The following is a 21,735-nucleotide window of genomic DNA, read 5'->3' on the forward strand; positions in this document are numbered from 1 at the left end:
GACCAATGCGATATTGGTCACTTATCCAATAGACTGAATCCCATGATGTCAAGCTCCTCGGCCCAGCGCACTCGAAAGCTTCCAGAAGTACGCCGCGCGGAGATCGTCCACGAGGCCGCCTCCATTGCCTTATACGAGGGCCTCGAAGGGATCACTTTGCGTGCAGTAGCCGCCCGGCTGGGCGTACGACCCGGCCTGATCAGCCATTACTACCCCGTCGCAGAAGACTTGGTAATCGCCGCCTTCGTCGAAGCCGTGTCAGTAGAGCGGGAGGAACTTTTTCCCGAGCGGGGAGACCCGCTCTCCCGCATGGCGCACTTAATATCGCGTATCGAAAGCAATCAAGCCTTCGAGCTCTCACGCCTGTGGCTGAACGCTCGCCACCTCTGCCGATTCAGCCCCGCTTTGGCCGAGGCCCTGCAGGCTCAGGAATACCTGGACCGAATGCGGCTTACAACGCTCATCGAAGAGGGGGCCGCCGTTGGGAATTTCATAGTGGATGATCCCTTCGGTGCGAGCATCCGCATCCTTGTCGCTATCGACGGAGTTGGTGCTTATGCCAACAACCTAGGCGCCTTCGACTACGAAGCCTTTACCCGCTTTGTCACTGACGTCGCGGAGTGGTCACTGGGAGTCCCCGGAGGCGAGCTCCGCTCTACGGTGAATCGACAGCTGGAACGTCCGCAGTAGAGCACCGCGCACCGGGAGCGTGCCCGCGGACAGCCCATTTTGCAAATGCTTCGGAAGCGGGGTAGTGCTCGGCTTAGGTTCTCTCCAGGTATTGTTCCGCGATAGACCTTAGTGAATCCGGGCTCATCTCCGGTCCATGCCCTGGAAATACCGTTTCGACTTCCAGTTGTAACAGCCGCTCCATCGTTGCCCTGTAATCCGAGCGACTGGCGCCTCTGATGGTATCTAGCAGTGCTCCTTCGTAAACGGTATCGCCGGTAAAGAGCCATTTGCGGGTTGGGTCATAGAGGCAGATGCTGCCGGGCGAGTGGCCTGGGGTGGCCATAATTTCCAAGGGGAACTGCAAAGTGTTCAGGATGTCGCCATCTTGCAACAATTTGGTCGGTAAGGCTGGTTCGACTGAGTAGCTGTCGATGTCGTAGATAGGGTTGGGGAGTTTCCGTAGCATCGAGGCATCTTCCTCGGGACGGACTTCGATCCCGAGAATGTCGAGAGGACGCGTGTCCTCAGGGAAGTTGGGCCTGGCGCCGTTAGCGTTGTCGCTTCCGCGACATGGACGGCGATGTCCTCAAATTCGTGTGCCCCGCCGATGTGGTCCAAATGCGTGTGTGTAACGATGAGTTGTGGGTTTTGGTCAAACATTTCGGGTAATTGTGGCCGCAGGGGCGTTATACCGAGACCTGCGTCGATAACAACGTCGTGTTCATCCCCCTTAATCCACCAAATGTTTGATTGGAGCATGGGGTGAACGTGTGGCTCGGTGATCCGGCATCTACACCGAACTGCTCGTCGACATCATGCGTCCCGCTGAAATCGCCAATCTGGTTATTGACAAGCTCGACTTGGCCCTCATCGATCTTCTCCGCCAAGACGCCAGGGCTACCTACACGACCATGGCGGCAACGACGGGGGTGTCCACGGGAACCGCAAGGACAGGGGTCATGCGTATCCTCGCCAGGGGAATTGTCAGGATAGGGCTCAGTTTGCGCCCGGCATCCCAGGAGCGCGTGGTCAGGTTGGGTCTGGGCCTCAGGATTACCGGTCCGGCCACACGTCTCACGGAATCGTCGGAAAGGATTCCGGGATGCACCTTCCTGGCCTCAAGCATCGGCCAGCACGACGTCATTGCCACCGTTCACGGTGCTGACGGGAACTCGGTGCGCCGTGCGGCCGACCAGATCCGGGCCTTGCCTGAGGTTCGGAACGTGGAATCCTGGATCCATTTGAGAGTCCTCAAGGAGGAACATTGACTCTGCAGGCGGCAGCAAAGATGGACCGCGGCAGTGCCAATAGAGTGGACCCATGAGCCAGGCAGCACCCGCCCCAATAGCCCGTCGCAAGGACCCGGAGGACCGCAGGAGGGAGATCGTCAAGGCCGCGGCCGCCTTGGGACTGAAAGAGGGGCTGGGACGTGTGACAGCCCGGCGGGTCGCCGAACGCATTGGAGTGAGGTCCGGGCTCGTCATGCACTACTTCAGCACTGTCGACGCACTGATCACTGCGGCGTTCACGCAACTCGCAGAGGCGGAGCGCATTACATTGAACCGCGCAATGGAACAGCAACCAACCTGCACGGCGCAGGTTCTGACGGTCCTCCGCGCCTACACCGATTCGACCAGGGACGAGATGGGACTCCTCTGGTTGGACGCATGGAGGCAGGCGGCCGACCGGCCGATGCTGCGCCAGGCAGTGATCAACCAGATGGAGCGCGACGTCGAGACGCTCGAAGCGGCAATAACCGTAGGCGTTGACGCGGGAGAATTCAAAGTCGACGCCCCAGCGCGGGCAGCTATTCGCATCCTGGCATTGTTGGACGGCCAAGTGGCGGCCTCCGCCATCCGGACAGCTCTCTCAGAGTCCTCCCTTGACTACCCCGCGGTACAGGAAATGCTCTTCGCGACAGCCGAGCGCGAGCTGGGTGTCCGTCCGGGCACTTTTACTTCCTAAAGCAAGCAAAAGTGGACATCAGAGCCATCCGCTGCACACATCCTTCCGGTATCTAACTATGGTTCTTCACGGTCAGAGCCGGCACCTGCAATTGGGTACTTCATAGTACTTTCGTGAATACTATCGCTATTGACCTATGGGTCAATAGCTGGCTACTGTTCCTTTGACTCTTACAAGACTTGCAAGGGAGCAAGGGATGTCCGCACAAATTCAAGCAGTAGCGGCCGGCAACCGTGCAGGCCAGATCGAAACCCACGGAACGGACTACGTGCCAGAGGGCGAACGCCGCGGGTCACCGCGCTCACTCTTTGCTGTCTGGGCCGGATCAAACATCACGTACCTCTACTTTGTCCTTGGAGGCCTCATGGTCCTTCTGGGGCTTAATGTTTGGCAGGCGATACTGGTGATTCTCGCCGGGAACATCGCCTGGCTAGGGGTGGGCTATCTGTCCATCAGCGGACCGGCGTCCGGAAGTCCCAGCGAAGTCATCGCCCGGGCATTTTTCGGTGTTAATGGCAATAGGGTTGTCCAGTTTGTGGTGGGGTGGCTTGTCGGAGTGCTCTATGAGGCGATCAACCTATCGGTCGGCGCGATGGCCGGGTTCGCGCTGGTTGAGCAGTTCATGGGAGACGCACCAGTGCTGATCAAGATATTGATTGTTGTGGTGCTGGCGGCTATCACCTTCACTATCGGCGTCTTCGGCCACGCCACCATCCTCAAGCTTGGCCCCTGGTTCAGTTGGACCCTGCTCGCCGCTTTGGCGCTTTTGGCTTTCTTCGTCGTGAGCCGCGCCAACTTCAACTACGTCCCTGAAGCCGGTGTACTTTCGGGCGTGCCGCTGTGGGTCGTGGCTGCGGGGGGTTTTGCCATTATCGCCTCGGGACCGTTGTCCTGGCAGGTCGGCGCTGATTACTCGCGTTACTTGCCGGCAGCGACAAGTTCACGTGCCACGGCGCTGTGGACGGCCTTGGGGGGATTTATTCCGTCCTCGGGAATCGCGATCCTGGGTGTCCTGGCAGGCACCGTCATCGATATGAGCACCCCGGAAGTAGCGATGGCCCAAATTCTGCCTCCCTGGTTCTACTCGGTGTTCCTCCTCGTCATCGTCATAGGCTCCGTCGCCAACAACGCCCTCACCGCGTACAGCACAGGCTTGGCGCTGCTCGCCACCGGCGTCCCGTGGAAGCGATCGGTAACAGTCATTTTCGATGCAGTTGTTGCCGTCGGAACCACCCTTTACGCGGTGCTCGTAGTGAACTTCCTCGACGCGGTTTCCGGGATGCTCGAAGCAACGCTGGCCCTCTTGGCCCCGGCCATGGCAATCTACGCAGTGGATACATTCCTGCGCCGGAACCGATATGACGGACCAGCCCTGCAGGACACAAGCTCACGCAGCAAATACTGGTTCCATGGCGGTTTCAACCTTGGCGGGTGTGGCGCGCTGCTTATTGGCAGTTTCGGTACCTTTCTTTGCCTCAGCACTACCTTCTACACCGGACCGATCACCAACGCGCTGGGCGGAATGAACATCTCCATCTTTGTCGGAGCTATTCTTGGCGGTGGCATTTACGCAGCTGTTGAAGGCCCTCAGGCCCGCCGGGTATTGCACGAACGACAGAACCTCGTGACCGATCCCAATGGCGAACAGGTGGTCCTGTGAGCTGGAACCTGGAAGTCGCCCAAGCCTGGTATCGCACCGAGCACGTATCGGAGACGATCACCCGTATCGATGAACCCCACGTCCATGAACTCCTTCAAGCCAACATCTGGCACGTCCGGGGCCGGGATCGCGACCTTGTCATAGACGCAGGCCTCGGGGTTGCATCTCTGCAGCAAGCCCTTCCTGAACTCTTCGCCAACAACCCCATCCTCGTAGTAAGCCACGCCCACCTTGACCATGCCGGGGCCGCCCACGAATTCAAGGACCGCCGCGCTCACCCAGCAGAATCTATGGGCCAGGGAATCGTCGGTTCACTTCGCGGCCCGGTACTTGCCAAACAATTGGGACTGGACTGGCCAGACGCCGACGAATACCTGCTCGCCGCGCTGCCATTCGACGGGTACGATCCCGACAGCTACGCCATCAAGCCCGCCCCGATCACTCACCCTCTCACGGAGGGTGACCTCATCGACCTCGGGGATCGGCAGTTTCGGGTCCTTCATCTGCCCGGCCACACCCCAGGCAGCATTTGCCTCTTCGATGAAGCCAGCGGAGTTCTCTTCAGCGGTGATGTCCTGTACGACGACATCTTGCTCGATGAACTCCACGAATCGAATATCGAGGATTACATTAGCAGCATGATCCGCCTCAACTCCCTGCCCGTGCACGTTGTGCATCCCGGACATGGGGCAAGCTTCGGCGCCGTTAGAATGCGGGAACTCATTCATATCTATCTTCAAGACAGGGCACCACACCTGAGCATCCATCACCCTTAATAGCGGGGGTATGTTTCTTTCTCCATCGGATAGGGCAGTTCTCTATATGAACGTCAGTCAAGTATCTGGCGATACTCCCCAGCGTCTTGACGGCCGGACCAGATCCCATCCGGAAATTCCCCCACTTCAGATCGGTAGAAAGCCATTGATTGCGACCCATCGATTAACCCGGGAAGGGCAGCTGAGCCTAGCTTGTAGTCCAAGGACAAATCCAACCCCGGTTGAGTGCCACTTTCTCGTGTGAGAAGGATGTTAGTACCTATGACAGTTCTTGCCCCACTTCATACGTCATTAGACAGAGTTGAGGTAGAAGTTCAGAACTCATCCCAGCTGGACGATGCTCTCAATGGAGCAGTGGAGAACATCAAAGACGCGGCCATTGCTCAGCCCGTTGGAATCCTCGTGACGCGCACCCGCCCTGGTATATACACCGTGCAAATCCACCAAGCAGTCCCGTTCGGGCTCATTCGCCAACAGCACCAACCGCCGGGAGAGGGTCCTGATGCATAGATCGGCAAAGCGACAACTTGAACCGCTCACCTATGAAGACTGGGTTGACCTAGAGAACGGTGATCGTGTCGCTCTCAGGCGACCGGGCCGCCCTACTGAGCTGGCGACAGTAAACGGAATAGCGGACGACGCCCGCTTCTTCTGGATGCGGCCCGATGGACAGGAGCGACGGCTAATATTTGAAGGAGACGAAATAGAAGTATTTAGGCTCAACGCCTAAGCCTTGATCAAATTGTTGATCGGGAGCATTGGCGGCGGTCTAAACAGAGAATGCTCTTCCCCTTAGGGAAAGTGGAGCTTTTCTAGATCCTGCTGTCCGTTTTCAATATAGATATCGGCGTCGACGTGGGAACTGACAAGTTGGATGAGAGGAATCTGTCGGATTTTTCTCATTCAAATCGCCATTTCCGCAAATTGGCGAAGTGATTGCAGCATGCCTGGCTTCAGACCTTCTCCAGTCACCGAAAGGGCAAGATCGGGATGACAGGTTGGGTGAGAAACGTGTCCGGTGTCAGTGGATTTCGCAGTGCTGACATCGGAAAATGCCAGTCGCCTTGCGACGATCGGGCACTTTGATTGTCCCTGGATCTGTCATTTCCCTATACACGTAGAGTACGTCCTGGGTGGTTGAATTTGCTCCGAGGCTAAGCGCGTCCAGCAAAGTCCGCTGCCATATTCGTTGACACAAGAACCTCAAATCCGTAGAAACCGAAAGCAAATAACCAGAGATCAGAAAGCAAATTCTTTTGCCGCATCAAAGGCCAGGCCAATCTCCTCAAACCACTCATACGCCTTGCACCGGAACGGCGACGATCCGGTTTCGCCAAATTGCACCATCGCCAGAGCTCGCGGCGGCGAGTTCACACTGTCCGGAACCCCAGAAAACGGCACCACTGACACGATCAGCTTCCCAGCTGGCTCACCCAACACCCCGACGACTAAAACCCGAATCTGACGCCGCGGGCTGCCAAGCCGGCGGCCCGCGGCTGTCGGCGCCAGAACCCCGCAGCGACGCCTCACATCCGAGGAGGCGTCCCGATGTCGCATACCGTTCTGAAGGCGGACCTGTGGCGTGTGGGCGGAACCGGTAATAGCGGGGGTGGTTAGCGTTGCCGGTCCAGAGCCAGGACGGATCCAGATTGGGTTCCTGCCGCCGTCGGAGGTTGTTGAATAGGGCGATGAAGGGCAGCAGCAACAGTCGCAGTACATCGCCGGCGATGAGCAGGACGACGAGCAACACGATGACAGGCAAGAACAGGATGAACGCCGCTCCCGTAGCCGCAATGTATTCAGTCGCGTAGCTGAGGATGGTTCCTGTTTCGATGACGGGTTCCTCCCCCAGTCCATTTCGGGGCGCGCACCGATAACCGATGTTATGTCGTGTTGACGGAAATGTCCGCACAAAAGAGCCCGCGATTTTGGTGCGGCAAAGGCCAATTCCCCCGTCATCAACCAGACCGCGCCGCCTCGTCAGGGGCAGCCCGTCGGCACGAGCAGGACGGCCAGGACATGACCGGATAAACTCTCGGCGGATTGCCGCTTCAAACCCTCAAGCCAACGCGTTGTTAGTTCCGTTCAGGGGCGGTAGGTGCGCTAGCATGTGGGTATTCACCAAATTCACCCCTTTGCCTGAATTCACCAAATTCACCTAGATTCACCTGATCCTGGAGAGAGCTAAGTGCCCACGCCCGAGAACCCCTTCAGGCCCACCGCCGGGGCCACCCCTCCGGAAGTCATCGGCCGTTCCGGGCTTCTTGACGAGTTCGAATATGGCCTGGAGCTAGGTTCGGGTGCGCCGGGTTTGCTGTCCATCTTCACTGGCGCCCGGGGTATCGGGAAGACGGTCATGCTGGGGGCGGCCCACGACGTCGCACGCGAACACGGGTGGGCTGTCATTGCTGAGACTGCCACCGGCACGTTCATGGGTCGCATCGGGGAAAAGATGCGCCGGCTGACCCAGGAACTGGCCGACAACCCTGAATCCCGCCGTCGGATCACCGGGGTGTCAATCGCAGGTTTCAGCGTCACCTCCCAGCTGACGCCCGAACGCCAGGTCGACTGGCGAGAACTGGGAGAAGCCCTTCTCACCCTCCTTGATGAACGCGGAACGGGTCTGCTGATCACGGTTGATGAGATCCACGCCGCAGACCGCGCCGAGCTCGCCCAACTGGCCGCCAACGTACAACACTTCATCCAGGACCGGCTGCCCATCGCGTTGATCTTCGCGGGACTGCCCTCAGCAGTATCGGACCTACTCAACGAAGGTGTTGCGACATTCCTTCGCAGGGCCGACAAAATCGACCTGCACGCCGCGGCCATCCTCGACGTCGAGAAGTCCTACACCGACACGTTCGCCGCTGCAGACATCAACATCGCACCTGGACTGGTCCGTGCGGCAGCAGCAGCCACAGGCGGATACCCCTTCCTGATCCAACTCATCGGCTACTTCCTCTGGCGAGAAGCCGAGAAGAACAATGGACAGCTCTCAGCCGATGCGGTCGACAGAGCCATAACTGCCGGCATCCGACGCAACGAACGCGTCGTCATTGAAGCAGCCTTGGCGGCCGCCTCGGCCAAGGACCGGGAGTTCCTCCATGCCATGTCCATCGATGACGGCCCTTCAACGGCGGCCAACATCATAGAGCGCACAGGATCCCGACCAACCCTCGTTGCGAAATACAGGAACCGCCTCCTCGACGCAGGGCTCATTGAATCAACCGGACACGGCAGAGTTGACTACGCCATTCCCGGCCTCCGAGAGTACCTTCGCAAGAACCCCGACACCTAACGCCACAGTAAACCTCTTTCGGCGATGCGGGACTGCCCACACCCGACTCCCCCGGGACGTGACGCTGAGCCGCATAACGGACGTTCCGTCAGCCTACGAGTTTTACTGCTTTGTCCGGGCATCGGAACTCCGGCCAAGAGCGGTAGGCCGGAGTTCCTTATCCAAACGCTACATCCCGTTTTTGAAGTTCGCTAGGAGTGACCTCGCTAACTGACGCAAGGGCCAGCGAGGCAGAAGGAGTTCGGGGTCAGCTGCCGCTGCCGAGGCAGATGGTAATTCCCGTCCCGTGCCCGGTCGCAGAACCGATCTCCGGCCGGCCACCGGCGGCGGCCACCACCCGTGCACAGGTCGCCAAGCCTAGCCCGGTTCCTGGCGGGTCGCCTTTCCGGTGCAGGCGGACCAGGGGATCCAGAACGCGCTTCCGATCCGGCTCACGGATTCCTTTCCCGTTGTCAATCACTCGCAGGACTACACCCTCGTCAGACCGTTCACCTGTGACGCGGATGGCCGGGGGGACGCCGGGCCGGGCATACGCTACCGCGTTATGTATCAGGTTCTGGAGCAGCACTCTCATTTGGACGGGATCGGCGTTGAAGCTTAGTTCGTCGCAGTCCACCGAAGCTCTGCTTGCCTCAAGGCTCGCGTCAAGGTCTTTGACGACGTCGTCAACCAGGGCGCAGAGGGAGAGCCGGCCGGGCCGGACATCTCCGCCGATGGTGGCGTAGGCGAGGACGTCTTCGACCATGTCTAGCATCCTCTGCCCGGAACCGGTCACTACATCCAGGTACCGGGTTATCGCCACATCAGGAGTTTCCAGGGCTGCCGTCTGGCTGAGTTCAACGTAACCGAGGATGGAGGTTAGGGGGTTGCGCAGGTCGTGGCTGATACGGCCGGCGAACTCGGCAAGCAGGGTGTTGCTCCGCTGCGCCTCGGTCAGCGCTGGCAAGTTCTTTCGCCCGGTGCTCCAACGCGAGGGCCTCAACAACTTCTGCTGCAAGGATCTCCAGACCCTGGCGTTACCGGTCGCTGAGCGTGCCGGTTTCTCTTGCTCCTGCGCAGAGGGTACCGAGGACAAACCCATCGTGGCTGACCAGCGGCACGGGCGCGTAGAACCTGAACGCACCGCGGCGTCCATCGACAAACGGATTAGTGCTATACCGGGGATCGAGCGACGCATCCTCCACCACAGTGGAGGTCCCGTCCAAGAAACCAACGGCGCACATCGAATCCTCGCGGCTATACAGATAAGGTTCCAACCCGGCGCTGGCCACCTGGTACTGCAGGTCTTCCGTGATGATGTTAATCGCGGTCACCGGCTGACCGCACACTGTACGGGCTAACTCCACCAGATTCTGCAGCCGCTCCGAGGGCACCGGAACAGTTACCTCACGTCCCGGTACGGCAACCGGCAAACCCCTCTGGGCCAGCACCCGATCCCTAGCAAGCTCACCCGCTGTCACGACCGCCTCATCCGCAGCGAGGAATTGTTATCCGTCATGCACACAGCGCTAACTACTGGTATCTGGGCTTCCTTCATCCAGCCATCCTGTCAGAAGAAGGACACACCTCCTCGTCACAAAGCCGTCGCGTCCTGCAGCCCCTTCCACACGCCTCCAATTGCCGACTACAAGCATGCCGCGGCGGAGCAGATAGGCGTCCGCTAGACCGTGCTTTGGGCTTGGGTGGCGGGCTGGCTACTGAATGCTTGTTTTGCGCAGGTACTCGCGCAAGCCGGGGATGGCGAAGTCGACTTTGCCGTAAGCGGGGGCTTCGATGAGTCCCGCTGCGATGAGACGGGCGCGGTAGTTGGCGACGACGTTGCTCTTGGCGTTGAGTCGTTTTCCTATGTCGCCGGCGATGACGGGGCCCTCGTCTTCAGCCATGGCGCGGAGGAAGTCTTTGTCTTTGTCTGATGCGGTGGAGAGCGCTGCTTCGATGACTGTCGCCTCGTGGCGGCGGGTAGCGGCGTCGATGGCTTGGCTGACGTTCGTCTTTTCAAGTGCCCTGTTGTTGATTTCGGCTTGTCGCCAGAGTTGGTAGCCGATGAGCTGGATCAGGAAAGGGTACCCTCCGGTCGCCTTCGCCGCGTACCGGACCAGGTCATCGGGGACCCTGATGCCGGCGTCATGGAAGGTGCTGGCATAAGAGCGTTCAACTTCGGTGATCGTGGCGGCGTGCAGGTCGATGCGCTCAGCCCGGCGCAAGAAAGTTGCCACTCCCTCGTTGAGCAAGTCCGAGACCGCGGCCGGCAGCCCGGCGAAGATCAGTCCTATCGGAAGCCCCTCGCGGATGAAATGCTGGACGTCGGCAGCGAGCTGGGACAGCTCTGTGCGATCGGCGGAATGAATCTCGTCAACGGTGAACAGCAGCCCGGTCTTTTTCTCCGCGAGAAGGTTGAGCAGTTGGTTTCCCAGCCGCCTCCAATCAACCTGACGCTCCGGCGGCAACTGGGTGGTGAGGGTAAAACCTGCCACGCCAAGGGCCGTGATCTTTCGCCCCGACGGGCCGGATCCGAGTTCGTCCAAGTGCAGCCGCATGGTCTCGCCGATCCGGCCAACGAACCCGGAGGTCGCGGTTTCAGCAACCACAACCCACCCTTGTTGTGTTGCCTTGTCTTGGGCCACGCTGAGCAAGGCAGTCTTGCCGATGCCCCGCGCCCCGGTGATGATGGTCAACAGCCCGGGTGCCCCGGATCCAATCTGCAATCCATATTCAAATTCATCGAGCGTTCCTTGACGTCCGATGAGTTCAGGGGGAGTGGCGCCGGCTGTTGGGCGGAACGGGTTCATCATCGCCATCTGTGAGTCCTTGTGAGTCTTGTGAGTCCTTGTGAGTCTAACTCCTCCAAAGCCGTTGTCGGCAGCCTCGCTCGGCATCAGATGGTTCATGCTCAGGGACCTTCGTCGTTTCCGCACCTTGAGGAGACAACTTCGCGGAGCCTGGACCTACCGCCGACAGCTGTCCTCAAGGGCTGCCCTCATGACCCTGCCTTCACCGATGTACGTGGCGAGCCAAGTGCCGCGGAGGTTGCCGAGGGTGACGCCAGTACGGCCGCGACCGCAAAGGACTGGTCTGTCTCGGTAGCGGAGACCCAGGCACGTCGGTGACTTCCGACAAAACGCTCGCACCACCTCATTAGCCAGTTTCCCCGAGCCACTGTCGCGGAACGGAATTTGCCTCTGGTGACGTTATGGACGGAGCCGTGTGGGTAGGTCTAGTTTGACATCAGTGGTGGTAGCCCGCGGCAACCACTCACCCGGGGTTGGCTCACTCCTTGCAGCCGGAACGCTGTGGCTTGGGCCCTTGTGCGATGGAGGATGGTCATGGTTGATCGTATAGCCCAGATTTGGGGAACCCGAACGCCGTTCGGCCGGGGTGAGCGGTGGCCGGTGCGGGTAGACCAGGTTCTGGCCCAGGGAGTCGCGGAATCGGATGTGCAGGTATGGGTCCAGTCCGCGTGTGTGCTGTGTAGCAACGGGTGCGGCATCGACATCGGCGTCAGGGACGGGGTGATGGTCGGGGTCCGCGGCCGCGCCGCGGACATCGTCAATCACGGCCGGCTAGGACCCAAAGGGCTTTTCGCGAGCTGGCAGGGAGTGCAGAACAAGGACCGGCTGACCCGTCCTCTGGTGCGGGAGAACGGCGAACTGGTCGAGACCGACTGGGACACGGCCATGGAACGCATCGTCTCACGAAGCCGGAGCCTTCTGGACACGAAGGGCCCGTTGTCGCACGGGTTTTACACCAGTGGACAGTTGTTCCTTGAGGAGTATTACGCCCAGGCGATCGTGGGAAAGGCCGGTATCGGCACTCCGCACATGGACGGGAACACGCGTCTGTGTACGGCGACGGCGGCAGCGGCGATGAAGGAGTCGTTTGGCTCCGATGGCCAGCCCGGCAGCTACGTGGATATTGACGAGTGCGATGCGATGTTCTTGTTCGGGCACAACATGGCCGAAACCCAAACGGTTCTTTGGTCGCGGGTGCTGGACCGGATCGCCGGTCCGGACCGGCCCAGGATCGTGTGCGTTGACCCGCGGGAGACCGAGGTTGCCCGGCACGCAGAAGTACATTTGCCGGTCCGGCCCGGGACCAATCTGGCCCTGATGCACGGCCTGGTCCGCGAGTTGTTCGTCAATGGCTGGATTGATCAGGACTACATTGACCGCCACACGATGAATGTTGATGAGCTGAGGTCCACGGTCGAGCCGTGGACCCCGGAAGCGGTGGCGGACACCTGCGGCGTGGAAGCTGAGGATGTGCGTCGCGCCGCGGAAATCTTCGGAACCTCGGAGCGGGTTCTCTCAACGGTGTTGCAAGGGTTTTATCAGTCGTCCCAGGCGACGGCGGCATCATGCGCAGTCAACAACCTGCACCTGCTCCGCGGCATGATCGGCAAACCAGGATGCGGCATCCTGCAGATGAACGGGCAACCGACAGCCCAGAACAACCGAGAATGCGGTGCCGACGGCGATTTGTCCGGCTTCCGGAACTGGGAAAACCCTGACCACGTCCAGGAACTCGCGGAGCTGTGGAACGTGGACCCGGCGATCATCCCGCATTGGGCCCCGCCCACCCATGCGATGCAGATCTTCCGATACGTCGAACAGGGATCCATCGAATTCCTCTGGATCTCTGCCACGAACCCCGCCGTGTCGATGCCACAACTACCCCGAATCCGCGACATTCTGGCCAGTGACTCCCTGTTCCTGGTAGTGCAGGACCTGTACCTGACAGAGACGGCCCAGTTCGCCGACGTCGTCCTGCCCGCCGCGGCGTGGGGAGAGAAAACCGGCACGTTCACCAACGTGAACCGCACCGTCCACCTGTCTGAAAAGGCCGTTGAACCGCCCGGGGAAGCCCGCAGCGACCTTCGCACCTTCCTGGACTACTCCGCGCGGATGGGCTTCCAACAACTCGACGGATCACCCCTGCTGGACTGGAACCAACCCGAGGACGCATTCAACGCGTGGAAGGAATGCACCCGCGGGCGACCCTGTGATTACACGGGCCTCACCTACGACAAGCTCCGCGGCGGCAGCGGCGTGCCCTGGCCATGCAACGAGAACCACCCCGACGGTACGGTGCGCCTCTACCATGACGGCGTGTTCCCCACAGACCCCGAGTATTGCGAAACCTACGGCCACGACCTGCTCACCGGGGCAACGGTAGGCCCCGAAGCCTACAAAGCAATGAACCCGGCAGGACGGGCCATTTTCAAAACCGCCCCCTACCATCCCGCCCATGAAACACCGGATGAGGAATTCCCCCTCTTATACACGACCGGGCGCACCGTCTATCACTTCCACACCCGCACCAAGACCGGCAGGTCCCCCCAACTCAACCACGCAGCACGAGATGCATGGGTCGAAATGTCAGTGAAGGACGCCGAAAGCTACGGGGTGACCGAAGGCAACATCGTGCGCGTGGAATCCCGGCGAGGACACATCACCGCACCGGTACGGGTCAGCGATATCCGCGACGGCACCATTTTCGCCCCCTTCCACTACGGGTACTGGGACCAAGACGGTGCACAAGGCACCAGTCCCCGGGCAGCGAACGAACTCACCCTCACCGAATGGGACCCGGTCTCCAAACAACCCGTTCTGAAGAACGCAGCAGTCCGGGTCACGAAAATCGCCGAAGGTACCGGCCCGTCACCGGCACCCACCACGACAGCCTCCCGCCCCGCCACACGCGGAAAGGCACGCAGACACCTGCTCCCCACAGCCGGCGGACCGGCAGCACAATCCACCGAAAGGATCGCCCCTGCCGCGGCGCCCGCAGTAGCCACTAAGGAGGAACAGCCATGAAACTCCCGGTCTATCTCGGCCTGCTGTACAAAGCCGAAGGCACCCTCGCCCAATCATTCCGTCAGGTCTCTGAAGGGCACGGGCATGAACCCGACGTTCAATTCCTCTGCCAGGCCCTCGCGGACCAATGCGATCAACACCAACAAGCGCTTCAACCCATCATCGAACGGTACGGGGAAGTCGACGATGAGGACGAGCCCGAAAGGCTCCACGCTGACGGTCTACAGAACTCCCGGTCAGGCCCGGTAGGTCTCCTACGGGACCTGCAGGACCTCTACCTCCTCGCAAGTCTGGTCGATATCACCTGGACAATGATCAAGCAAGCAGCCCAAGGGCTAAGGGACAAAGAACTTCTCGGTATCGTCAACGACTGCGACGGCCAAACCAGTACCCAGCTCAAATGGCTGCAAACACGGATGAAACAAGCAGCCCCGCAAGCCCTCATCGCAGCAAAATAAAGTCCTTGATCGCCGTGGACCCTCGTGCAGGTCATCAATCGCTAGCGGCCATGGAGGCTTACATCCCCGGAACTATACCGGACACGGTCGGTTCCTTGCCTGCACCCAACAGGACTCTGACGATCGGCAGGAGACCTTATGTCGAAGCAATCGATCCACGCCCGGCTGACAGAATCGGGCGGGCGTCCAGGTCCAGCCCTGTACGCAGCGATACTGTCACTGGTTGTTCTCTCAGCCAGCGGCGCCGTCGGGCTGGCTTTGCATAGCCCGTGGCTGTTCCCCAGCCTGGGTCCAACGGTAATGTTGTTCTTCGAATCCCCGCAGGAGGATTCCTCCCGGCCATCCAACGCACTCATAGGGCACGGAGTCGGGCTTCTGGCCGGCACCGCGTGCCTCTACGGCTTCGGGTTGCAGGACGACCCATCGGTTCCCGCCGCTGGCCTGACCCCACCACACCTCCTGGCCGGGGCCCTCTCGGTGGCCTTGACCACCCTGGTATTGACGTGGGTCCGCAAGCCCCATCCACCGGCTGGCGCAACAACCCTTATCGTCAGCCTCGGCATACTGACGAACCCCGCACAGCTGGTCTCCATGGCCGCAGCAATCATCTTCATCACCATCCTCGGCTGGGGCCTGAACACACTCCTGGGAACGAAACCGGCGCCCATCCCAGGGCAGGAATAGCCCGGACACCTTCGATGCCGCATCTACAAGGCTGCGTTCCAGTCCCCTTGGCACTCTTTTGTGTGCCACCCTCAAGGGTTCGCTCTTAGGGCAAGCTCACGACAATGAGAATTCAACTCGGCCGGCAGGTGGGTGCCCTTGCTCCACGTGCGCCTGCCGATAACGAACCTTATGTAAAGTAAAGTAGTGATTGTTGCATCTGATGCACGATCACGCCTCCTCCACCCACCGCCGGCTCCTCTTGAAGCAAAGGGGTGACCGGGCCTGGGAAGCGTGGCGCCGGGTTTCCGCCGTCTCGCGCTTGACGCGATAATCCCAACGGCATTCCCAGGAGGTACCGTTTTGGTACCATTGGGCCATGGCAATGAATCTGCGCGTCCCTGAAGAGCTTGACCGCAAGCTGGAAAGGTTGGCCGCCGAGGAACACACCTCCAAGTCCGCGCTCCTGCTCCAAGGCGCAGAGCTGGTCCTGCAGCGCCATACCCGCCGACGTGAAATCAGCGAAGGCCTTGATTTCGTCATGAGCCACGACGCTGAACTGCTGACCCGGCTTGAGGATGCGTGACAGCATACCTGGACATAGAAGACGCCCTTCAAGTCGTTGACAGGTACGGCTTCCACATCCGCGACGTCGGCCTGCTGGCCTCGGCGCTGGCCAGGCCGGCCACAACCGTCATGGGCGCGGAAGCTTATCCAGATCTTGCCTTGAAGGCCGCTGCGCTGCTTGAATCCGTCGCCAGGTTCCATCCACTTATCGACGGAAACAAACGGACTGCGTGGACGCTCATGGTGCTGCTGCTGTGGGTCAACGGCTACAGGCACGACTTCACCACAGACAAGGGCTTCGAACTTGTCGTTGGTGTCGCCGCAGGCACCATCGAACTGCGGGAGTCTGCCGCCGAGATTTCCCGGCATCTGGTGCCACGCTGATCTTGCCTCGATTCGCCACGCGGGATCGGCCAGCGCCACACCAAGTGGTGTGAAGACGTTCCTTCGGTTGCGGAAGCCTTGGAAGCCTGAACAGCCGGGCGTAGCCTGTCCTCGTGGTCAGCATCAGCACACGCATCCGCTGGGATTGGTCGATCGCATACTCGGTGCGTTGGCGTGAACTCGGGACGCGGCGCCAACGCCGCCTGACCGTGCGGACCGAGATTGAGGCCAACCGTCTGACTGAGCATCTCCAAAAGTACGGCCGGCCTCCGGACCCAGAGTTACTTAAGGCCCGGCCCGGAACCCCTACTGTTGCAGAGGTTGTCCAGGAACACATCGATCTCCTGGTTCGACCCTCCCCCGGGACGGTTGCAACTTACCAGCGGATACTCGATCTGCACATCCGCAACGCCATAGGCCCCATAGCAATCCACGATTTTGGCTACCGCGACATTATGCAGTGGATCAAGAGCCTCACAGCAGAGGGCGTCGCCCCAAAGAGTGTCCACAACATGCACGGGCTGTTATCAGCGGCCATGAAAACCGCCGAACTACTCCAGTACATACCCCGCAACCCATGCCGCGGCATACAGCTGCCCACCCTTGAACGCGCAGAAGACGAGGCAAATTTCCTCACCCCAGCAGAATTCCGATTGCTCCTCGACGGCATGGACGAGCGCTACAAAACTTTTGTGCAGTTCCTCGTCATGACAGGCACCAGATTTGGCGAAGCAACCGCCATCCAAGTCGCCGATATCGATCTGGCCTCCCGTGTGCAGACAGCGAGAATCAACAAGGCATGGAGACGCGATGCCCAGTCAAGCTATTACATAGGCCCCACCAAGACCGGGGCGGGCAAACGCACGATTGGGATCAACAAGACCCTCGCAAACCTACTTCACCCCCTGATGCTCGGCAGGGCTGACAATGATCTACTTTTCACCGCCACCCAAAGCACACGCATCGCCCACAAACCGTTCTGGCAACATCACTGGGTCCCAGCCGTCCAAACCGCCCAGAGCAACGGACTAACCAAGTCACCACGAATCCACGACCTGCGACACACCCACGCCTCCTGGCTCATCCAAGACGGAGCAATGCCCCTGTTCTCAATCTCGCGCCGGCTTGGCCATGCCTCCGTGCGAACAACCGAACAGGTCTACGGGCACCTCATGCCACAAGCCCTTCAGGACGGCGCAGACGCCACCGAGCGCTCAATTCAAGGAATCATCTTTCGCAATGACAGTTGAAGGTCCGGGTGAAATGGCTAGGCAAAAACGTCCCTGCGAAGTCCCTCGTACAGATGGACACTCCCTCACGTGAACAGTCCTCCCAACGAACCTTGGGCCTCGCTCCCCCGTCGGCAGCGCAACCTCCGCATAACAAACGGTCCCGCTCGTTTGCTGGTGGCGGTAACTAAGCGAAGCATACTGCGCGGGTCCGACATTGAAATTAGGTCGTTTTCCACGCTTTCCGTCAGTCGAGCGAAGCTTTCCATTTGGGTTTGGGCTCCTCCACGAAGTCCAGGAAGTCCACAAAGTCCACAACGTTCTCATGAGCGCGGACTGCATTGAGCCGTTCTGCTTCTCCCTTTGACGACTTCCGTGTCGGCGTACCAACACATCAAGTCGATCCGTTCGGACAGTAACTTGTCTGGGAAATCCAAACATCGCCGAAATCGGTCCCTCTACAGATCATCCAAGTCATCTTGGGTGATTTCACCCGTCATGACCTTGATGACTTCATTCTCAAGTTCCGCGTAGCCGTCCTCGCCCAACGCGTTCATCAACAGGACTGCTTGGCGCTCAAGATCGGGGTCTCCGAGCTGGCGTGCCTTTGCAATGACCATTGGGACAGCGTTGCGTGACAGATCCCAGACTGGGAGACCTGCTTGAGACTTCTTGGCCAGGAGCAATTTTGTTGTCTCGAAGGCTCCACGGGGATCAAGTTTCGCTGAACTCGCGATCTGTTTACTAATCATGAAGCGTTCCTTTGCCAGTTCCGGACTCAATTCCAAGGCTTCCTTCAGTCGAGGTAGCCACCACATTGCCTCGTACTGGTTGCTCCGAACGAACCAGTGAAACTCATTCAGTTCCAAGCTGTCTTCCGGATTGGCCCGGACGTGTTCCACCCGTGAATCCCAAATTGCGGCCAGGCGATCCCTGATTCTTTCGTCTAGAGAATCAACGTCTGTCATCGACCAAGCGATGCGCCCCAATGCCTGTCCTCGCAACTTGGGCGTCACGCGGGTGAAAAAGGCTTCAGCTACCGGATTTTCCAGGGTTTGGTGCCCGAGGATCACGGCAGAGATGACCCACTCCCCCACTCGCTGCAAAGGGTCCGTTCCCGACTTCCACCCAGCGGCCAGAGGTACTTGTGTTCGTATGGCTCCGATCATGGAATGCTCTAGGAGGGTGTATAGCTTTTGGTGATATCCATGGACTGATAGTGCTGTTGTTAAGGCGATTTGCTGGTTGCGTGTCAGTCCATCAGCGGTTCCGAACAAGTCTGAAGATCTCGTTTGGATCCAGTCGGGTGCTGCCAAGAGCAAACGTCCAAGCCCTTCACCTAAAATAGCCCGCGAGGCGCCGTGGACATCGTGCACCGCAAGGGTTTTCTCGAAAGCAGTCAAGGCGCCTCGAAACCACGGAACGTCTTCGCCATGCGCTATCAGATTCAGCAGACCGTGAACCCTAATCGGCCATCGGAAGTTAAGGGACAACGTTAGCGCGTCCGTCTCGCCCTCATACGATTCGTATTCAGCCCAAGCTGTCGCATCCTCCGCTTCACTCATCAGGAGTGAAGCGAACTTTTGAAGCGCAGCTTCTGGGACGGCTGGCGCCTCCTTCTTCTTAACGAGCTCCTCGAGAAGCCGCACAGCAGACTTCTTAGCGCCTCGGAAGTCACTATCGTCATCAAAATCGTTGCCTTCTTGTGGAAACTTGGACGCGTCTTCGTGAGTGAGCACCTGCTCGATCAGGTTGGCGACTGACACCCAATCGAGTTGTAGGCCTGCTTTTAGGGCTGCTTCCCATCCTCGGAGAATCGCCCGAACGTAGGTGGGCCGGAGTCTCTCGGCCAATCCACCAACACCATCTAGTAAACGTGGGGCCATCGTGAGTAGCGCCGACAGCTCACTGCCCTGGCCCTCGTGAGAGGGTGCGGGACCCGATGCATTGGACGCATGCCAAGTTGCCAAATGAGCCACCAGCTCTTCCGCATCCATAACTGACATCTCGTCTTGTGAGAGGGGACTGTTGGGCCCACTCCAAACTGTTGCGCTGTCCGCCTCCGCTAGCGGGGATTCGATAGCGCCCCATTGATCATCAAGTTCTACCAGTAGAGGCAACAGCTCTATGGGGAGAGCATCACGGCCAATTGCAGAGAGCCAACGATGCTTCCAGGTCGCGATGAGATCCTGTATGCGACCCTCAATTTGCTCGGGCGATTCGCCTGTGTAGAAACCCGCTATCCGGGCGCGTATTTCCTCAAATTTCATTTGCGGCCCCGTCTCAATGAAGGCCACAAGAGGTGCAAGTGCAGAAGGAGAATGCTTGGCCGCTTCCCGCGCTAACTCACCGAATTCGATTCGACAGGTGTCGTCCCTGAATTCGTCGGCGGCGAGGAACTCCCTCGCTGTATCCAGATGGTTTGGATCAACGCCGTTATCGGACTCAGCAGCAATTTTTAGTGCCTCCGTGACAGCGTACAGCGTTATTCTGCGGGTTAGGAGCATAGGTGACTTGGACAGCATCAATTTCGTTGCGTTTGGGTCTGTATCCATGGCCGTGACTGCAGCGTCGCGAATTTGGTCAACGAGCGCATGTTCCACGGAGGACAACCGATCCGTGCTTCTACGAATCGACGGCCGTGAGATGTGCGTCATCTCGAAGTCTTCAGTTAGCCGGCCTGCGGCATGTTCGTATTCCTCAAGCCACGGTACTGCGATTTTGAGCGCATCGTCGCCGAGAGCTTCGAAGATGGTGGGCAGGCACTCCTCGTACCAGTACTCATCAAGGGCAACCTCCGGTCTATGACTCCCCTCAGCTCTTCGGGGGCGGAATAAGAGGTTGGCTACTGCGATCCCTGCCTTGCGTTGACCGCCTTTGAGCAGGTTGGCCGCAAAGCCCACCATTTCATGGGGATTCGAACGCAAGCCAATTCCTGCGTCCTTCCACCCCATGATCAGAGGCTTAAGCCTCGCCGCTTCAGAAGCTCGGATGGAAGCCCCAATCCTAAATGCTGACGCGTACACCCAGGCGTTAGTGCTTCCACTGAGCTTTAGCAAGACATCTACAACATCAGATGGAACAGCAGGCGCCACCCGTGTCAGGTAATCAATCTCCGGCCAATAGCGGTCGCGGACGAGTCCCTCACCTGTTATTTCTTGCTCTGGTGGGTCGGTGAACATACCCTCGTTCGCCAGGGGCACAACCCAGTGAGGGTTATTGAGCCCCTCGAAGAAAGCTCGCCGCAGAGAAAACGTAGGGATTCGACGTAGAACTTCTTTTAGTTGGGCAGGGGTTGGCTGCCGGAACTCCGATAGCACACCCCGCCCGTCAATCACTTCATTAATTTCCCCGAGAAGATCTTCCAAGGCATGGAGGTTTTCAAAGAACAAGCCCGCCCGAACCTCAATAACGTCCTCCACGACTACAAGATGGCCTACCAGCTCCTGGTCCGGCGGAAGGGCCGCGCTCCGGCCGCCATTTCTGTCGAGATGAGTCCATCTAAGAAAAAACTCATGAGCCCTGGCCCACTGCTCAATGATTGGGTGGCTTGCAGACGGAGAGCCGGTCAATAGAGCCGCAGCATTCTGTCGATTTCTGCTCTGCTCCCTCGCGACGGTACTGATGACATCAGACAGTGCGTGGGCAAGCGCCTTTGGTACCGGCACCAAGTCTTGGTCTAATTCCAAATTGATTCCAGATTCCTGCGACAACAACAAGGGAAGCTTCTGCAGGAGAGCTTGCGATGAAGGATTGGGCCGGGGGATCAAATCCTCCGATAAAACTGAAGGTAGACCATTCATCAACTCGCGCATGCAGTGGCAGATGACAGAGATCCGGGCGTTCTCGCCTGCGTCCGCCGGTGGCGCGGCCAGAACGTCCACCGCCGTTCGGTACATACCCGCCAATGTCGGGCTTCGATCCTTTAGGAAGTCAAACACGCGTTGTCGGCGGTCGTCGAACATCTCTCATCTCCGGAATAGGCCTGTACCTCGAGAGCCAAATCTAATGGCAACCGCGCAGGCACTCGTAAGCCACACCATGATGATGAGGGATTAGAGTGGCCCAAAATCTGAAGTTAATAGCAAACTCACAGCCCCGGCTGGCGCGCCATGAGAACAGTTTCACCGACAGCGCGTCCCACTTCCGTGCGCAGGCGGCCACGGCGGAACTATCTCCTAAGGCTCGGCAGCTTCAGACCAGGACATCCTGCCGAGTGCTGCAGAACACGTTTGAGCGCTCTGTTTCGG

The 21,735-nt window shown here is 59.2% G+C and carries 17 protein-coding genes and 1 pseudogene; 12 read left to right on the forward strand and 6 right to left on the reverse strand.

The genetic code is table 11. The features are described 5' to 3' along the window. The first annotated feature begins 42 nt into the window (after window positions 1-42). Complete coding sequence (locus ACNQOP_RS19365; RefSeq protein WP_284987890.1) at window positions 43-690, forward strand: TetR/AcrR family transcriptional regulator; 648 nt, start codon at window positions 43-45, stop codon at window positions 688-690. 73 nt (window positions 691-763) lie between these two features. Here ACNQOP_RS19365 and ACNQOP_RS19370 read toward each other — a convergent pair whose 3' ends face one another. Both ACNQOP_RS19370 and ACNQOP_RS19375 read right to left on the reverse strand, forming a co-directional pair. Then, a complete protein-coding gene (locus ACNQOP_RS19370) occupies window positions 764-1,177 on the reverse strand; it encodes an MBL fold metallo-hydrolase (protein WP_416405503.1) in 414 nt (137 codons plus the stop codon). A gap of 71 nt (window positions 1,178-1,248) precedes the next feature. Further along, window positions 1,249-1,431: pseudogene (locus ACNQOP_RS19375) on the reverse strand (MBL fold metallo-hydrolase); the annotation flags it as partial. A 56-nt stretch (window positions 1,432-1,487) separates the two neighbouring features. Here ACNQOP_RS19375 and ACNQOP_RS19380 point away from each other — a divergent pair. The 5 genes from ACNQOP_RS19380 to ACNQOP_RS19400 all read left to right on the forward strand — a co-directional run bounded on the left by ACNQOP_RS19380 (window position 1,488) and on the right by ACNQOP_RS19400 (window position 8,371). Then, entirely contained in the window at window positions 1,488-1,940 is a 453-nt protein-coding gene (locus tag ACNQOP_RS19380) for an Lrp/AsnC family transcriptional regulator (protein ID WP_284987888.1), read from the forward strand. 52 nt (window positions 1,941-1,992) lie between these two features. Further along, window positions 1,993-2,637, forward strand: a complete 645-nt coding sequence (locus tag ACNQOP_RS19385; protein WP_284987887.1) for a TetR/AcrR family transcriptional regulator — start codon at window positions 1,993-1,995, stop codon at window positions 2,635-2,637. Window positions 2,638-2,833: 196 nt separating this feature from the next. Then, window positions 2,834-4,297, forward strand: a complete 1,464-nt coding sequence (locus ACNQOP_RS19390; RefSeq protein WP_284987886.1) for a purine-cytosine permease family protein — start codon at window positions 2,834-2,836, stop codon at window positions 4,295-4,297. Next, entirely contained in the window at window positions 4,294-5,073 is a 780-nt protein-coding gene (locus ACNQOP_RS19395; RefSeq protein ID WP_284987885.1) for an MBL fold metallo-hydrolase, read from the forward strand. The genes ACNQOP_RS19390 and ACNQOP_RS19395 overlap by 4 nt, the downstream gene beginning before the upstream one ends. A 2,188-nt stretch (window positions 5,074-7,261) precedes the next feature. After that, window positions 7,262-8,371: an ATP-binding protein gene (locus ACNQOP_RS19400; RefSeq protein ID WP_284987884.1), complete on the forward strand. Its 1,110-nt coding sequence runs from the start codon at window positions 7,262-7,264 to the stop codon at window positions 8,369-8,371. Window positions 8,372-8,618: 247 nt separating this feature from the next. Here the strand turns inward: ACNQOP_RS19400 and ACNQOP_RS19405 are convergent, their stop codons facing one another. The 3 genes from ACNQOP_RS19405 to ACNQOP_RS19415 all read right to left on the reverse strand — a co-directional run bounded on the left by ACNQOP_RS19405 (window position 8,619) and on the right by ACNQOP_RS19415 (window position 11,163). Then, on the reverse strand, window positions 8,619-9,317 hold the full coding sequence (locus tag ACNQOP_RS19405) for a sensor histidine kinase (RefSeq protein WP_284987883.1): 699 nt from the start codon (window positions 9,315-9,317) through the stop codon (window positions 8,619-8,621). A 70-nt stretch (window positions 9,318-9,387) separates the two neighbouring features. Further along, complete coding sequence (locus tag ACNQOP_RS19410) at window positions 9,388-9,684, reverse strand: GAF domain-containing protein (protein ID WP_416405482.1); 297 nt, start codon at window positions 9,682-9,684, stop codon at window positions 9,388-9,390. A 381-nt stretch (window positions 9,685-10,065) separates the two neighbouring features. Next, window positions 10,066-11,163 carry an ATP-binding protein gene (locus ACNQOP_RS19415; RefSeq protein ID WP_284987915.1) on the reverse strand — a complete coding sequence of 366 codons (1,098 nt, stop codon included), beginning with the start codon at window positions 11,161-11,163 and terminating at the stop codon, window positions 10,066-10,068. A gap of 531 nt (window positions 11,164-11,694) precedes the next feature. Between ACNQOP_RS19415 and ACNQOP_RS19420 the strand changes: the two genes are divergently transcribed. From ACNQOP_RS19420 to ACNQOP_RS19445, 6 genes are all read left to right on the forward strand, one after another. Beyond that, window positions 11,695-14,184: a molybdopterin oxidoreductase family protein gene (locus tag ACNQOP_RS19420; protein ID WP_284987880.1), complete on the forward strand. Its 2,490-nt coding sequence runs from the start codon at window positions 11,695-11,697 to the stop codon at window positions 14,182-14,184. Then, the gene (locus ACNQOP_RS19425) at window positions 14,181-14,642 is read left to right on the forward strand and encodes a hypothetical protein (RefSeq protein WP_284987879.1); all 462 of its coding nucleotides are present in this window, start codon (window positions 14,181-14,183) and stop codon (window positions 14,640-14,642) included. Before ACNQOP_RS19420 ends, ACNQOP_RS19425 begins: the two co-directional genes overlap by 4 nt. 138 nt (window positions 14,643-14,780) lie before the next feature. Further along, window positions 14,781-15,326 (forward strand): HPP family protein, encoded by a 546-nt coding sequence (locus tag ACNQOP_RS19430; protein ID WP_284987878.1) that lies wholly within the window; start codon window positions 14,781-14,783, stop codon window positions 15,324-15,326. A 358-nt stretch (window positions 15,327-15,684) separates the two neighbouring features. After that, window positions 15,685-15,891 carry a ribbon-helix-helix protein, CopG family gene (locus ACNQOP_RS19435; protein WP_284987877.1) on the forward strand — a complete coding sequence of 69 codons (207 nt, stop codon included), beginning with the start codon at window positions 15,685-15,687 and terminating at the stop codon, window positions 15,889-15,891. Continuing rightward, complete coding sequence (locus tag ACNQOP_RS19440; protein ID WP_284987876.1) at window positions 15,888-16,256, forward strand: type II toxin-antitoxin system death-on-curing family toxin; 369 nt, start codon at window positions 15,888-15,890, stop codon at window positions 16,254-16,256. Before ACNQOP_RS19435 ends, ACNQOP_RS19440 begins: the two co-directional genes overlap by 4 nt. 113 nt (window positions 16,257-16,369) lie before the next feature. Next, window positions 16,370-17,506 carry a tyrosine-type recombinase/integrase gene (locus ACNQOP_RS19445; RefSeq protein WP_284987875.1) on the forward strand — a complete coding sequence of 379 codons (1,137 nt, stop codon included), beginning with the start codon at window positions 16,370-16,372 and terminating at the stop codon, window positions 17,504-17,506. A gap of 437 nt (window positions 17,507-17,943) precedes the next feature. Here ACNQOP_RS19445 and ACNQOP_RS19450 read toward each other — a convergent pair whose 3' ends face one another. Further along, window positions 17,944-21,450 (reverse strand): hypothetical protein, encoded by a 3,507-nt coding sequence (locus ACNQOP_RS19450; protein WP_416405483.1) that lies wholly within the window; start codon window positions 21,448-21,450, stop codon window positions 17,944-17,946. Window positions 21,451-21,735: the final 285 nt, after the last annotated feature.

It is taken from the genome of Arthrobacter sp. LFS091 (genome assembly GCF_047977885.1).
Classification (GTDB): Bacteria; Actinomycetota; Actinomycetes; order Actinomycetales; family Micrococcaceae; genus Arthrobacter.